The following is a 12,763-nucleotide window of genomic DNA, read 5'->3' as shown; positions in this document are numbered from 1 at the left end:
TCGTGCGCGGGGTCGCTTGTGTCGCCATGCTAGCGCAGAAATCCGCCGAAAGTGGATATTGCACCGCCGCAATCGCACTTTCCGGATAGACGCCGAATATTAGCTTTTCAAAAATCGGCTCCATGCAATCAACGAACCGGAACCACAAGGAGTCCGACATGGAGCAGACAGAATCGCCCGTCGTATTCGCCGCGCGCGACGACGCATCCGACGTGCACTTTCCGCACGACGACGGCTCGCGCGTGCCGTACAAGGTGTTCAGCTCGCGCGCGGTCTACGATCGCGAGCAGGAACGCATCTTCCGCGGGCCGACGTGGAACTTCGTCGCGCTGGAAGCGGAAATCCCGAACGCCGGCGACTTCAAGAGCACGTTCGTCGGCGACACGCCGGTCGTCGTCACGCGCACTGAGGACGGCGCGCTGTCCGCGTGGGTGAACCGCTGCGCGCACCGCGGCGCGCAGGTGTGCCGCAAGTCGCGCGGCAACGCGAGCTCGCACACGTGCGTCTATCACCAGTGGAGCTTCGACAACCAGGGCAACCTGCTCGGCGTGCCGTTCCGGCGCGGCCAGAAGGGGATGACCGGGATGCCGGCCGATTTCGACCCGAAGCAGCACGGGCTGCGCAAGCTGCGCGTCGACAGCTATCGCGGGCTCGTGTTCGCGACCTTCAGCGATGAAGTCGCGCCGCTGCCCGACTATCTCGGCGAGCAGATGCGCCCGTGGATCGACCGGATCTTCCACAAGCCGATCGAGTATCTCGGCTGCACGCGCCAGTATTCGAAGTCGAACTGGAAGCTGTACATGGAGAACGTGAAGGATCCGTATCACGCGAGCATGCTGCACCTGTTCCATACGACCTTCAACATCTTCCGCGTCGGGATGAAGGCGCGCTCGATTCCGGATGCGAACCACGGGCTGCACAGCATCATCACGGTGACGAAGACGGGCGACGACACGTCGGCCGCGTACAAGCAGCAGAACATCCGCTCGTTCGACGAGGGCTTCCATCTGGAAGACGAATCGATCCTCGATCTCGTGTCGGAATACGACGAGGACTGCACGAACCACATCCAGCCGATCTTCCCGCAGCTCGTGATCCAGCAGATCCACAACACGCTGGTCGCACGCCAGATCCTGCCGAAGGGGCCGGACAACTTCGAGCTGATCTTTCACTTCTTCGGCTACGCGGACGACACGCCCGAGCTGCGCGCGCTGCGCATCAAGCAGGCGAACCTGGTCGGGCCGGCCGGCTATATCTCGATGGAAGACACCGAGGCGACCGAGCTCGTGCAGCGCGGCACGGTGCGCGATGCGGATGCGACGTCGGTGATCGAGATGTCGCGCGGCAATCCGGACCAGCAGGACACGGTGATCACCGAAAGCCTGATCCGCAAGTTCTGGGTCGGTTATCAGAAGCTGATGGGCTATTGAAGCGGGAGCACGGAACGATGGAAAACCTCACGGAAGACATGAAGACGTGGTTCGAGATTTACATGCTGCAGAACCGCTACATCGGCCATCTCGACAACGACCGGCTCGAACACTGGCCGGAGATGTTCACCGAGGACTGCACGTACGAGATCGTGCCGAAGGAGAACGCCGATCTCGGGCTGCCGGTCGGGATCGTGCACTGCACGAACCAGCGGATGCTGCGCGACCGCGTGGTGTCGCTGCGGCACGCGAACATCTTCGAGGAACATACGTACCGGCACATGACGTCGGGCCTCACGATCGTCGCGCAGCGCGACGGCGAGATCGATACCGAGAGCAACTACGTCGTCGTGCAGACGCGCAGCAACGGCGAATCGAACGTGTACCAGGCCGGCAAGTATTACGACACGGTCGTGCGCACGCCCGACGGGCTGCGCTACAAGACCAAGCGCGTGATCTACGACACGTCGCGCGTGCAGACGCTGCTCGCGACCCCGATCTGACCGATCTGACGAAGCAAGGAATCGACATGACTGAAGCTACGCTCGCGCAATGGCATCCGCTGGGCGCATTCGACGAATTCTCCGAAGACGAACCGGCGGCGCGGGTCGCTGGCCAGAAGCCGATCGCGGTGTTCCGGATCGGCGACGAACTGTTCGCGATGCACGACCTCTGTTCGCACGGTCACGCGCGCTTGTCCGAGGGCTATGTGGAGGACGGCTGCGTCGAATGCCCGCTGCACCAGGGGCTGATCGACATTCGCACGGGCGCGCCGAAATGCGCGCCGATCACCGAGCCGGTGCGGGTCTATCCGATCCGGATCGTCGACGGGCAGGTGGAAGTCAATGTCGACTGACCCGTTCGTGATCGTCGGCGCCGGCCACGCGGCGCGGCGCACGGCCGAGGCGCTGCGCGCGCGCGACGCCGCCGCGCGCATCGTGATGATCGGCGAGGAGCGCGAGCTGCCGTACGATCGGCCCGCGCTGTCGAAGGATGCGCTGTTGAGCGAGGGCGGCGAGCAGCGTGCTTTCATTCGCGATGCCGCGTGGTACGACGCGCAACGCATCGAGTTGCGGCTCGGCATGCGCGTCGACGCGATCGAGCGCGATGCGCAGCGCGTGCGGCTCGACGACGGCGCGACGTTGCCGTACGCGAAGCTGGTGCTCGCGACGGGGTCGCGCGTGCGTACGTTCGGCGGGCCGGTCGACGAAGGCGTCGTCCCGCATTACGTGCGGACCGTTGCCGATGCGCGCGCGTTGCGTGCGCGGCTCGCGCCGGGGTGTCGCGTGGCGGTGCTCGGCGGCGGCTTCATCGGCCTTGAAGTGGCGGCGTCCGCGCGCCAGCTCGGTTGCGACGTGACGGTGATCGACCCGGCGCCGCGTTTGCTGCAGCGTGCGCTGCCGGAAGTCGTCGGTGCGTATGCGCGGCAACTGCACGACGCGCGCGGCGTGAGCTTTCGGATGGCGACGCTGCCGCGCGCGATTCGCCGCGCGCCGGGCGGCGGTGCGATCGTCGAGACCGATCGTGGTGACGTGCAGGCCGATATCGTCGTGGTCGGCATCGGCGTCGTGCCCAATGTCGAACTCGCTCAGGCCGCCGGGCTCGAGGTCGACAACGGGATCCGTGTCGATGCGGGCTGCCGCACGTCCGATCGCGCGATCTTCGCGACGGGCGAGGTGACGATGCACTTCAATCCGCTGCTCGGGCGTCACGTGCGGATCGAGTCGTGGCAGGTCGCGGAAAACCAGCCGGCCGTCGCGGCCGCGAACCTGCTCGGCGCGGACGAAGCCTATGCCGAGCTGCCGTGGCTGTGGTCCGATCAGTACGACTGCAACCTGCAGATGCTCGGGCTGTTCGGCAGCGAGCGCACGACGGTCGTGCGCGGCGATCCGGCGAGCGGGCCGTTCACGGTGTTCGGTCTGGGCGACGACGGGAAGATCGTGGCGGTGGCCGCGGCGAACCTGGGGCGCGACATCGGCGCGTCGCGTCGGGTGATCGCGGCGGGCGCGGTGCCCGATCCGGTGAAGCTCGCCGATCCGGCGGTGAACCTGAAGACATTCCTCTGACGCAGTGCGCGAGCGCGGCCTGCGTGGCCGGGTTCGTGCCGGCGGCCGACGCACGGCGAACATGGCTGGAAATGCCGGAACCCCTTCCTGGACAACATCCCCGGCGCGTGCAATGCGCGCGGGTTTGTCGCGGGCCGGCGATCGGTGCATATTAGCGGCATTGCCGTTTCACCGGTCGCCCATGACGCCAGACAAAGCCCTCGAACTGAAACACAGCAAGCGCCGCGCGCTCTGGCTGCTGCTGGCCGCGGTCGCGGTATTCGTCACGACGATCCTGCTGCCGCGCGGCCCGTGGGTCGACGGTTTCAAGGCGGTGGCCGAGGCCGCGATGGTCGGCGCACTCGCCGACTGGTTCGCGGTCGTCGCGCTGTTCCGCCGCGTGCCGATCCCGTTCGTGTCGCGCCACACCGAGATCATCCCGAAGAACAAGGACAAGATCGCGGACAACCTCGCGGTGTTCGTGCGCGAGAAATTCCTCGGCCCCGACGCGCTCGCCGCGCAGATCCGCCAGCACGACCCCGCGCAGAAGCTCGGCGCGTGGCTCGGCGAACCGGCGAACACCGAGGCGCTCGGCAGCTACGTGACGAAGCTGATGAGCTTCGCGCTCGACATGACCGACGACGCGCGGATCCAGTCGTTCGTTCACGATGCGTTTCGTGCGGTGATCGGCCGGATCGACCTGTCGCAATCGGCCGGTGCGATCCTCGATACGCTGACGAAGGACGGCCGCCACCAGACGCTGCTCGACGATGCGATCGAACAGGTGGTCGACGTGCTCGACAAGGAAGAGAACCGCGAGGTGATCGCGGGCTTCATCGTCGAGTGGCTGAAGACGCAATACCCGAAGGTCGAGAAGATCATGCCGACGCAGTGGTTCGGCGAGAACGGCGCGCGCATGCTGGCGAGCGCGGTGAGCCGCGTGCTCGAGGGCGTGGCGGCCGACCCCGAACACGAACTGCGGCAGCGTTTCGATCGCACCGTCGTGCGGCTCACCGAGCGGCTGAAGCATGACCCGGCGTTCATCGAGAAGGGCGAAGAGATCAAGCGCTACATCCGCGATGGCGACGCATTCAACGAGTACGTGCGCGATCTGTGGGACCAGTTGCGCGCATGGCTGAAGGCCGATCTTGCGCGACCCGATTCGGCACTGCACCGGCAGGCCGCGACGCTCGGCGGGTGGCTCGGTGCGCGGCTCGCCCAGAGCCCGGCGTTGCGGGCGTCGCTGAACGAGCACATCGAGAAGGCCGTGCACGAGATGGCGCCGGATTTCGCGGATTTCCTGATGCGTCACATTCGCGATACGGTGCGCAACTGGGATGCGCGTGAAATGTCGCGGCAGATCGAGCTGAACATCGGCAAGGACCTGCAGTACATCCGCATCAACGGCACGCTGGTCGGCGGGCTGATCGGGCTCGGGCTGTATCTGGTGTCGCTGGTGCCGCGCTGGGCGAGCGGATGGCTGCATTGACGCGGCCGCGGCCATCGCGCACGTTGCACCGGTTGCGTTTATTGCACTTCCTGCACTCGTTGCGCACATCGCTCGCCGTTGCGCGCCGTTGCGTCACGCGTGCGCCTTCGCGCCATGCAGTTGCAGGCCGAGCGCCTTGATCACCTTCAGGATCGTGCCGAAGCTCGGATTGCCGTCGTGCGACAGCGCCTTGTACAGCCCTTCGCGCGACAGGCCTGCGTCGCGCGCGACCTGCGACATGCCGCGTGCGCGGGCGATCACGCCGAGCGCATGCGCGATGAAGGTCGGGTCGTCGCCGGCTTCCTGCAGACAGGCCTCGAAATAGTCGGCCATGTCGTCGTCGGTTTTCAGGTGTTCGGCCGAATCCCACGGCCGGGTCTTGATCTTGTCCATCATCACTCCAGGTCAAGCCGCTCGAGCATCGCATGCGCGGCGCGGATGTCCGCCTGTTGCGTCGACTTGTCGCCGCCGCAGAGCAGGATCACCCATATCGTTCCGCGCCTCACGTAATAGACGCGATAGCCGGGGCCGTGGTCGATACGCATTTCGACGACGGGGGAGCCGGCGGATTTCCAGTCGCCCGGGTTGCCCATCGACAGACGGTCGATGCGCGCCTGGATGCGCCGCCGCGCGACACGATCCTGAAGGCCGGCAAACCACGCGTCGAAGACGTCGGTGGTCCGGATGCTGAATGTAGGGGCACTGTAGGGCATGGATTGCAGTATGTCAACCATAGTTCACAGGTTCGGCGAATGGAATTCGGTTGGCCCTACAGTAAGGCGGCGCGCGCCGTTTGAGGTCGAATTGGCCGTCAGGCCGATCCAGTGGCGCCGCCGGACTCGGCCATCCGGTCGAAGCCGGAATGCCGGGAATCCGTCTACAATCAAAACGTCCTTGCCGCCCGCGTGCCGGTTTGCCGCGCGCGGGCGAGTCCGTTTGCCCTCCCGCACAGGGAGGCGCCGCCATGCGTTGCACTCGTTGCTGCGCACGGCGGGCAGTGCCGTGGTCTGTCCAGTAGGTAAAGCGTCCGCGTGCCGTAGGCCGGCGCGCGTTCCGAACGTCGCGCGCCCGTAAGCCGGGGTGGCGGCATCAACCGAGAGTCCCCATGAAAGCATCGGATCTGTTCGTGAAGGCGCTGGAAGCCGAAGGCGTCGAGTACGTGTTCGGCATTCCCGGCGAGGAAAACCTCGATCTGCTCGAATCGCTGCGGCGATCGAAGATCAAGCTCGTGCTGACCCGGCACGAGCAGGCGGCCGGATTCATGGCCGCCACCTACGGCCGCCTGACGGGCCGCACCGGCGTGTGTCTCGCGACGCTCGGGCCGGGCGCGACCAATTTCGTGACGGCCGCCGCGTACGCGCAGCTCGGCGGCATGCCGATGCTGATGATTACCGGGCAGAAGCCGATCAAGTCGAGCAAGCAGGGCCACTTCCAGATCGTCGACGTCGTCGACATGATGCAGCCGCTTACGAAATTCACGCGGCAGATCGTGTCGATCGGCAACATTCCGTCGGCCGTGCGCGAGGCGTTCCGCCGCGCGGAGGAGGAGCGTCCGGGTGCTGCGCACCTCGAACTGCCGGAAGACATCGCGCACGAGGAGGGCGACGGCAAGCCGATCCCGCGCAGCTTCAGCCGGCGGCCGGTGGCCGAGGAGAAGGCGGTCGCGCACGCGATCGACGCGATCCACGGCGCGCGACATCCGCTGTTGATGATCGGCGCGGGCGGCAACCGCAAGACGACCTGCAAGATGCTGCTCGAATTCGTCGACAAGACGGGCATCCCGTTCTTCACGACGCAAATGGGCAAGGGCGTGATCGACGAGACGCATCCGTTGTGGCTCGGCAACGCGACGCTGTCCGACGGCGACTTCGTGCACCGCGCGATCGAGCATGCGGACTGCATCATCAACGTCGGCCACGACGTGATCGAGAAGCCGCCGTTCTTCATGCGCGCGGACGACAAGACCGTGATCCACGTGAACTTCCTCGGCGCGCAGGTCGATCCCGTCTATTTTCCGCAGATCGAGGTGGTCGGCGACATCGCGAACGCGGTGTGGCAGATGAAGGAGGCCGTCACGCCGCAATCGCACTGGGATTTCGAGCGCTTCAAGATGATCAAGGAGCATTTCGACGCGCACCTGCAGAAGGGCCAGCACGATCCGCGCTTTCCGATGTATCCGGTGCGGATCGTGAACGACCTGTACAACGCGCTGCCGGTCGACGGGATCGTCTGCCTCGACAACGGGATGTACAAGATCTGGTTCGCGCGCTACTGGCGTGCGCACGAGCCGAACTCGCTGCTGCTCGACAACGCGCTCGCGTCGATGGGCGCGGGCCTGCCGTCGGCGATCGCGACGAAGATCGTCCATCCGCAGCGCAAGGTGATCGCCGTGTGCGGCGACGGCGGTTTCATGATGAATTCGCAGGAACTCGAAACGGCCGTGCGGCTGAAGCTCGACATCGTCGTGATGATCCTGCGCGACGATGCGTTCGGGATGATCCGCTGGAAGCAGGAAAACATGAATTTCCCCGATTTCGCGATGACGCTGAAGAACCCCGACTTCGTGTCGTATGCGCAGAGCTATGGCGCGCACGGGCATCGCGTCGAAGCGGCCGATGATCTCGAGCCGCTCTTGCGCGACTGCTTCGCGACGCCCGGCGTGCACGTGATCGACGTGCCGATCGACTATTCGGACAACGAGCGCGTGCTCAACCGCGAAATCAAGCGCTTGTCGGCGCAACTCTGAATCCGCAGTTCACCGGAAGGAGCGTTCCATGCTGAAGGATACCTATCCGTACTACCTGGCCAACGAGGCCGTCTACGCGAACACCGATCTGGAAGTCACCGACAAGTTCAGCGGCAAGGTCGCGACGCGCGTCGCGCTGGCCGACGCGAAGGCGATCGATGCGGCCATCGGCGCGGCGGTCGATGCCGCGAAGCCGATGCGAGAGTTGCCGGCCTACCGGCGGCAGGCGGTGCTCGATCACTGCGTCGCGCGCTTTCGCGAACGTTTCGACGAACTGGCCGAGGCGCTGTGCATCGAGGCCGGCAAGCCGATCAACGATTCGAAAGGCGAAGTGACGCGGCTGATCGATACGTTCCGCGTCGCATCCGAGGAGTCGGTGCGCATCGACGGCGAAGTGCTCAACCTCGAGATCTCGGCGCGCGCGCAAGGCTATACCGGCTATACGCGGCGCGTGCCGATCGGCCCGTGCTCGTTCATCTCGCCGTTCAACTTCCCGCTGAACCTCGCCGCGCACAAGGTTGCGCCCGCGCTGGCCGCAGGCTGTCCGTTCGTGCTGAAGCCCGCGAGCCGCACGCCGATCGGCGCGCTGATCATCGCCGAAGTGCTCGCGGAAACCGACCTGCCGAAGGGCGCGTTCTCGGTGCTGCCCGCGCATCGCGACGGCGCCGACCTCTTCACCACCGACGAGCGCTTCAGGCTGCTGTCCTTCACGGGCTCGCCGGCGGTCGGTTGGGCGCTGAAGGAGAAGGCCGGCAAGAAGAAAGTCGTGCTGGAGCTCGGTGGCAACGCGGCGGCGATCGTCGACGCGGATCAGCGCGCCCAGCTCGACTACGTGGTCGATCGTCTCGCGTTCGGCGCGTATTACCAGTCGGGCCAGAGCTGCATCGGCGTGCAGCGGATCCTCGTGCATGCCGACCTGTATGACGCGCTGCGCGACAAGCTGGTGGCGAAAACGCGTTCGCTGAAGATGGGCGATCCGAAGGATCCGTCGACGTTCGTCGGCCCGATGATCTCCGAATCCGAATCGCGCCGGCTGTCCGGCTGGATGGACGCGGCCGTCGCGGCGGGCGCGAAGATCATCGCGGGCGGGAAGGTCGACGGCGCGATGTTCGAGGCGACGCTGCTCGAAAGCGTCGGCCGCGAACAGGACCTGTACCGCAAGGAGGCATTCGGCCCGGTCGCGATCCTCGAGAAGTTCGACCGCTTCGACGACGCGCTTGCGCGCGTGAACGACAGCGACTTCGGGCTGCAGGCCGGCGTGTTCACCGATTCGCTCGCGCATGCGCAGCGCGCGTGGGACGAACTGGAGGTAGGCGGCGTCGTGATCAACGACGTACCGTCGTTCCGGGTCGACAACATGCCGTACGGCGGCGTGAAGGATTCGGGGCTCGGCCGCGAAGGGATCCGCTACGCGATCGAGGACATGACCGAGCCGCGACTGATGGTCGTGCGGCGCCGCTAGCGCGAGGGCAGGCCGCATGACGGCACGCGGGCGGGCAGTCGCGCCGGCCCGCGTGCCGTTTTCGTTTCGGCGCATGCCGAAGCGGCGGTGCGGTCGGCGGCGCGGCGCTCACCCGCCGTGCGCCATCGACGCAGCGCACGCGCCGCCGCGCCGCACGTCGCAGCGCCACACGTCGCAGCGCCACACGTCGCCGCGCCGAACCCGCTCGACTGCAAGCATCGCATCGTGATGTAATCGCGCGAAATGGCCAACCGGGGTACGAAACCGGCTGGCGTGCGCATTCATTCTTCACGAGGTTGCTTCATGTCCCCCGTCTCGGCATTCAAGCTGGTTCTGCTGTCATTCCTCGTGATCGTCGCGCTCGAATGCATCGCCAAGCGCTTGCGATTGCCGCCCGCGGCCGCGCTGCTGATCGGTGGCATCGGCATCGCGTTCATTCCCGGTCTGCCGCCGATCAATCTCGATCCCGAGCTCGTGCTGCTCGTGTTCCTGCCGCCGCTGTTGATGGACGGCGCGTATTTCTCCGTGTGGGAAGAATTCAAGCGCAACGTCGGCGGAATCCTGATGCTCGCGATCGGTGCGGTGGTGTTCACGACGTTCGCGGTCGGCGTCGCCGTGCACTGGGTCGTGCCGTCGCTGCCGTGGGCCGCATGTTTCGCGCTCGGCGCGATCGTGTCGCCGCCGGATGCGGTGGCCGCGAAGGCCGTGCTCGAACGCGTCGCGCTGCCGCGCCGGCTGATGGTGCTGCTCGAAGGGGAAAGCCTGCTGAACGACGCGGCCGGCCTGGTGCTGTTCCGCTTCGCGGTCGCTGCCGCGCTGACGGGCGCGTTCAGCGTCGAGCACGCGGTCGTGCGCTTCGCGGAGCTGGGGCTGGGCGGCGTCGTGGTCGGCTTTCTGGTCGGCAAGCTCGTCGTGTGGTTCCTGAAGCTGCTCGACGACGACTATCTGGTCATCACCGTCGCGGTGATCGCCGGCTGGATCGCCTACATCGCGGGCGAGATGGTCGAGGTGTCCGGCGTGATCGCGACGGTCACGGCCGGCATGATCGTCGGCTGGCATCAGCACGAGGTGTTCTCGGCGGCCGTGCGCACGCGCGGCACCGCGTTCTGGCAGGTCATCGTGTTCCTGCTCGAGGCGATGGTGTTCGTGCTGATCGGGCTGTCGCTGCGCGGTGCGATTCACCGGCTCGGCGGCTTCGAACAGGTGCTCGCCACGATGGTGCCGCCGGTGCTTGCGGTGCTGGCGGCGGTGATCGTATCGCGCTTCGTGTGGATTTACGCGGTCGAGGCGCTGAAGGTGCCGGTGCGCGGGATCGTGCGGCGCGGCGTCGCGCCCGACTGGAAAGCCGCGACGATCATGAGCTGGGCCGGGATGCGCGGGGTCGTGACGCTGGCGATCGCGCTGTCGCTGCCGGAGGCGATGCCGGGCCGTGACGTGATCCTGGTCGCGTCGTTCGCGGTGATTCTCGTCACCGTGCTGCTGCAAGGCACGACCATCGGGCCGCTGATCCGGCTGCTGCGCCTGCCGCAGCACGAAACGCGCGCCGCGCACCACCTGAGCGAACCGCAGGCGTGGGCACACATCGAGGCGGCGCAACTCGCGGCGATCCAGCCGCTGGTGCGCGACGACAGCGGCAACGTGATTCACCCGCGCCTGCTGGAGCAGTACACGTATCGCGCGGAACTGACCGAGCGGTCGAAGAACGAGCCGGCTTATCCGGCGCAGGTGCGCACCGCGCATTACGACGTCGTGCTGGCAGCGATCAAGGCCGGGCGCGCGGAATTGTTGCGCCTGCATCGTTCGGGCCGCATTCACGACGAGATGCTGCACATGCTCGAGCGCGATCTCGACCTGCAGGAAGTGTCCGCGCAGCACGCGCGCGGGTAACCGCGCTCGCGGGTCGCCACGGCCGCCGTTACCGCGCCGGCCGGTTCGGGGCCGACGAGGTCGGGCCTTCGCGTCGCGGCCGATCCGGTCGCGACGCGTGATTTTCCCCGTCCGTTTCCGCCCGATTCACCGGCTCGGCATCCTGCCCGGATACGTTCGGCGCACGGGCCTTGCAGCGCATGCAAACCTCGCTGCGCCGGCTTCGTGAACGTTATCGTCTTTCGCGCCCGGAAATGATCTGATTTATCTGAATCCCGCTCTTTCACCATATTTGGCAAAACTAAACCGGAAGGAGATAGATGCTGTGTTCCAATTTCATTTAGAATCAGCCGGTTATCTTTATTGAGAGAAAGCGCGCGGAGGTAATGCGGCCGTCGTCGGGGAAAAATCGGCGTTCGGATCCCCGTGCGGCAATGCCGACAGGCCAGATCGGCAGCATCAGGCGGATTGCTCAGCCGCCAAATCAAGATGGCGCCCAAGTCGGATAATCAACTCCTATGCAAGAATCAATTGGAGATTTGGCGTTTGAAACGGTATTTATGAAAGAATCGAGCGGTGAAAATGCGCCGGATTGTCTTGAATCGGGGCTATCGGTTCTGCTCGTCGACGATCAGCCGTTCGTCGGCGAGGTGATCCGCCGCGCGCTGCGCGGCGAGCACGATATCGACCTGCATGTGTGCACCGATGCACACCGGGCGATGGCGGTCGCGCGCGACGTGAAACCGACGGTCATCCTGCAGGATCTCGTGATGCCGGACATCGACGGCCTCGATCTCGTTCGCGCGTGGCGCGCGGACGCCGACACCGCACGTGTGCCGATCATCGTGCTGTCGGCAAAGGAAGAGCCGATCGTCAAGCGCGAGGCGTTCATCGCCGGCGCGAACGACTATCTCGTGAAGCTCCCGGACGCGATGGAGCTCACCGCGCGCATCCGCTATCACTCGAATTCGTACCTGATGTCGCGGCAGCGCGACGAGGCGCTGGATTTCCTGTCGCACGACATGCGCTCGCCGCAGACGTCGATCCTCGCACTGCTGGAGGTCTACCGGAGCGAGCACGGCGACATGCCGGCGATCATGGAGCGCATCGCCGGCCATGCGCGGCGCGCGCTCGCGCTCGCCGACGGCTTCATTCATCTGACCCGCGCGCAGTCGGAACGCCGCGCGCATGAAGTCCTGAGTCTCAACGAGATCGTGCTCGATGCGGTCGACCAGCTGTGGGAGAAGGCGGCCGGCTTCGGCAGCCGGGTGGTGGCCCACGTGCCCGACGCCGAGTGCGTGACGATGGGCGACCGCATGATGCTCACGCGCGCCGCCGCGAACCTGATCGACAACGCGCTGAAATACGGCCCGGCCGGCACGGACGTGCACTGCACGCTGAGCGACGACGACGGCGCGTGGCTGATCGGCGTCGAGGATGGCGGCAGCGGCATCGCGCCCGAGCAGCGCACGGCCGCGACCGAGTCGTTCGTGCGGCTCGAATCCGCGCACGGCGCCGCGCGCAGCGGCTTCGGCCTCGGGCTCGCGTTCGTCCGTGCGACGGCGGCACGCCATCGCGGCCAGATCCTGATGCGCAATACCGCACGCGGCTTCATGGTCGCGCTTCGGTTGCCGGCGCAGGCAGAGCGATGAGGTTGCTGCGCGGCTTGCCGGTGCCGCGCCGCCCGAGGGACCCCGATGCGCTCGTTGCGTGCCGTCCGGCGCG

Annotated in this window: 11 protein-coding genes; 9 read left to right on the top strand and 2 right to left on the bottom strand. The window is 66.2% G+C overall.

Features of this window, described 5'->3' with window-relative positions; genetic code table 11:
* Positions 1-158: 158 nt before the first annotated feature.
* The 5 genes from andAc (at position 159) to C7H84_RS10620 (ending at position 4,964) form a co-directional block, all read left to right on the top strand.
* The gene (gene andAc, locus C7H84_RS10640) at positions 159-1,430 is read left to right on the top strand and encodes an anthranilate 1,2-dioxygenase large subunit AndAc (protein ID WP_121858772.1); all 1,272 of its coding nucleotides are present in this window, start codon (positions 159-161) and stop codon (positions 1,428-1,430) included.
* 17 nt (positions 1,431-1,447) lie between these two features.
* Positions 1,448-1,933, top strand: a complete 486-nt coding sequence (gene andAd / locus C7H84_RS10635; protein WP_121858771.1) for an anthranilate 1,2-dioxygenase small subunit AndAd — start codon at positions 1,448-1,450, stop codon at positions 1,931-1,933.
* Positions 1,934-1,959: 26 nt separating this feature from the next.
* Positions 1,960-2,286, top strand: a complete 327-nt coding sequence (gene andAb, locus C7H84_RS10630; RefSeq protein WP_040139280.1) for an anthranilate 1,2-dioxygenase ferredoxin subunit AndAb — start codon at positions 1,960-1,962, stop codon at positions 2,284-2,286.
* On the top strand, positions 2,276-3,496 hold the full coding sequence (gene andAa, locus C7H84_RS10625) for an anthranilate 1,2-dioxygenase system ferredoxin--NAD(+) reductase (RefSeq protein WP_121858770.1): 1,221 nt from the start codon (positions 2,276-2,278) through the stop codon (positions 3,494-3,496). The genes andAb and andAa overlap by 11 nt, the downstream gene beginning before the upstream one ends.
* A 181-nt stretch (positions 3,497-3,677) precedes the next feature.
* A complete protein-coding gene (locus C7H84_RS10620; RefSeq protein ID WP_121858769.1) occupies positions 3,678-4,964 on the top strand; it encodes a DUF445 domain-containing protein in 1,287 nt (428 codons plus the stop codon).
* Between the two features lie 93 nt (positions 4,965-5,057).
* Here the strand turns inward: C7H84_RS10620 and C7H84_RS10615 are convergent, their stop codons facing one another.
* Together C7H84_RS10615 and C7H84_RS10610 are read right to left on the bottom strand one after the other, a co-directional pair.
* Positions 5,058-5,357 carry an addiction module antidote protein gene (locus C7H84_RS10615; RefSeq protein WP_057924102.1) on the bottom strand — a complete coding sequence of 100 codons (300 nt, stop codon included), beginning with the start codon at positions 5,355-5,357 and terminating at the stop codon, positions 5,058-5,060.
* 2 nt (positions 5,358-5,359) lie between these two features.
* Entirely contained in the window at positions 5,360-5,677 is a 318-nt protein-coding gene (locus tag C7H84_RS10610) for a type II toxin-antitoxin system RelE/ParE family toxin (protein WP_121858857.1), read from the bottom strand.
* A 392-nt stretch (positions 5,678-6,069) separates the two neighbouring features.
* Between C7H84_RS10610 and C7H84_RS10605 the strand changes: the two genes are divergently transcribed.
* The 4 genes from C7H84_RS10605 to C7H84_RS10585 all read left to right on the top strand — a co-directional run bounded on the left by C7H84_RS10605 (position 6,070) and on the right by C7H84_RS10585 (position 12,690).
* On the top strand, positions 6,070-7,710 hold the full coding sequence (locus C7H84_RS10605) for an acetolactate synthase large subunit (RefSeq protein WP_121858768.1): 1,641 nt from the start codon (positions 6,070-6,072) through the stop codon (positions 7,708-7,710).
* A 28-nt stretch (positions 7,711-7,738) separates the two neighbouring features.
* Positions 7,739-9,172 carry an aldehyde dehydrogenase family protein gene (locus C7H84_RS10600; RefSeq protein WP_121858767.1) on the top strand — a complete coding sequence of 478 codons (1,434 nt, stop codon included), beginning with the start codon at positions 7,739-7,741 and terminating at the stop codon, positions 9,170-9,172.
* Between the two features lie 303 nt (positions 9,173-9,475).
* Positions 9,476-11,059, top strand: a complete 1,584-nt coding sequence (locus C7H84_RS10590; RefSeq protein WP_121858765.1) for a Na+/H+ antiporter — start codon at positions 9,476-9,478, stop codon at positions 11,057-11,059.
* 497 nt (positions 11,060-11,556) lie between these two features.
* Positions 11,557-12,690 carry a hybrid sensor histidine kinase/response regulator gene (locus C7H84_RS10585; protein WP_121858764.1) on the top strand — a complete coding sequence of 378 codons (1,134 nt, stop codon included), beginning with the start codon at positions 11,557-11,559 and terminating at the stop codon, positions 12,688-12,690.
* Positions 12,691-12,763 lie beyond the last annotated feature (73 nt).

The organism is Burkholderia sp. Nafp2/4-1b (assembly GCF_003635165.1).
In the GTDB taxonomy this organism is placed as follows: domain Bacteria; phylum Pseudomonadota; class Gammaproteobacteria; order Burkholderiales; family Burkholderiaceae; genus Burkholderia.
This window is presented reverse-complemented; position numbering and strand designations above follow the sequence as displayed.

Bases quoted from the DNA above. Each gene is read 5' to 3' on its own strand.
- andAc (WP_121858772.1), top strand. From the start codon at position 159: ATGGAGCAGACAGAATCGCCCGTCGTATTCGCCGCGCGCGACGACGCA.
- andAd (WP_121858771.1), top strand. From the start codon at position 1,448: ATGGAAAACCTCACGGAAGACATGAAGACGTGGTTCGAGATTTACATG.
- andAb (WP_040139280.1), top strand. From the start codon at position 1,960: ATGACTGAAGCTACGCTCGCGCAATGGCATCCGCTGGGCGCATTCGAC.
- andAa (WP_121858770.1), top strand. From the start codon at position 2,276: ATGTCGACTGACCCGTTCGTGATCGTCGGCGCCGGCCACGCGGCGCGG.
- C7H84_RS10620 (WP_121858769.1), top strand. From the start codon at position 3,678: ATGACGCCAGACAAAGCCCTCGAACTGAAACACAGCAAGCGCCGCGCG.
- C7H84_RS10615 (WP_057924102.1), bottom strand. From the start codon at position 5,357: ATGGACAAGATCAAGACCCGGCCGTGGGATTCGGCCGAACACCTGAAA.
- C7H84_RS10610 (WP_121858857.1), bottom strand. From the start codon at position 5,677: ATGCCCTACAGTGCCCCTACATTCAGCATCCGGACCACCGACGTCTTC.
- C7H84_RS10605 (WP_121858768.1), top strand. From the start codon at position 6,070: ATGAAAGCATCGGATCTGTTCGTGAAGGCGCTGGAAGCCGAAGGCGTC.
- C7H84_RS10600 (WP_121858767.1), top strand. From the start codon at position 7,739: ATGCTGAAGGATACCTATCCGTACTACCTGGCCAACGAGGCCGTCTAC.
- C7H84_RS10590 (WP_121858765.1), top strand. From the start codon at position 9,476: ATGTCCCCCGTCTCGGCATTCAAGCTGGTTCTGCTGTCATTCCTCGTG.
- C7H84_RS10585 (WP_121858764.1), top strand. From the start codon at position 11,557: ATGCAAGAATCAATTGGAGATTTGGCGTTTGAAACGGTATTTATGAAA.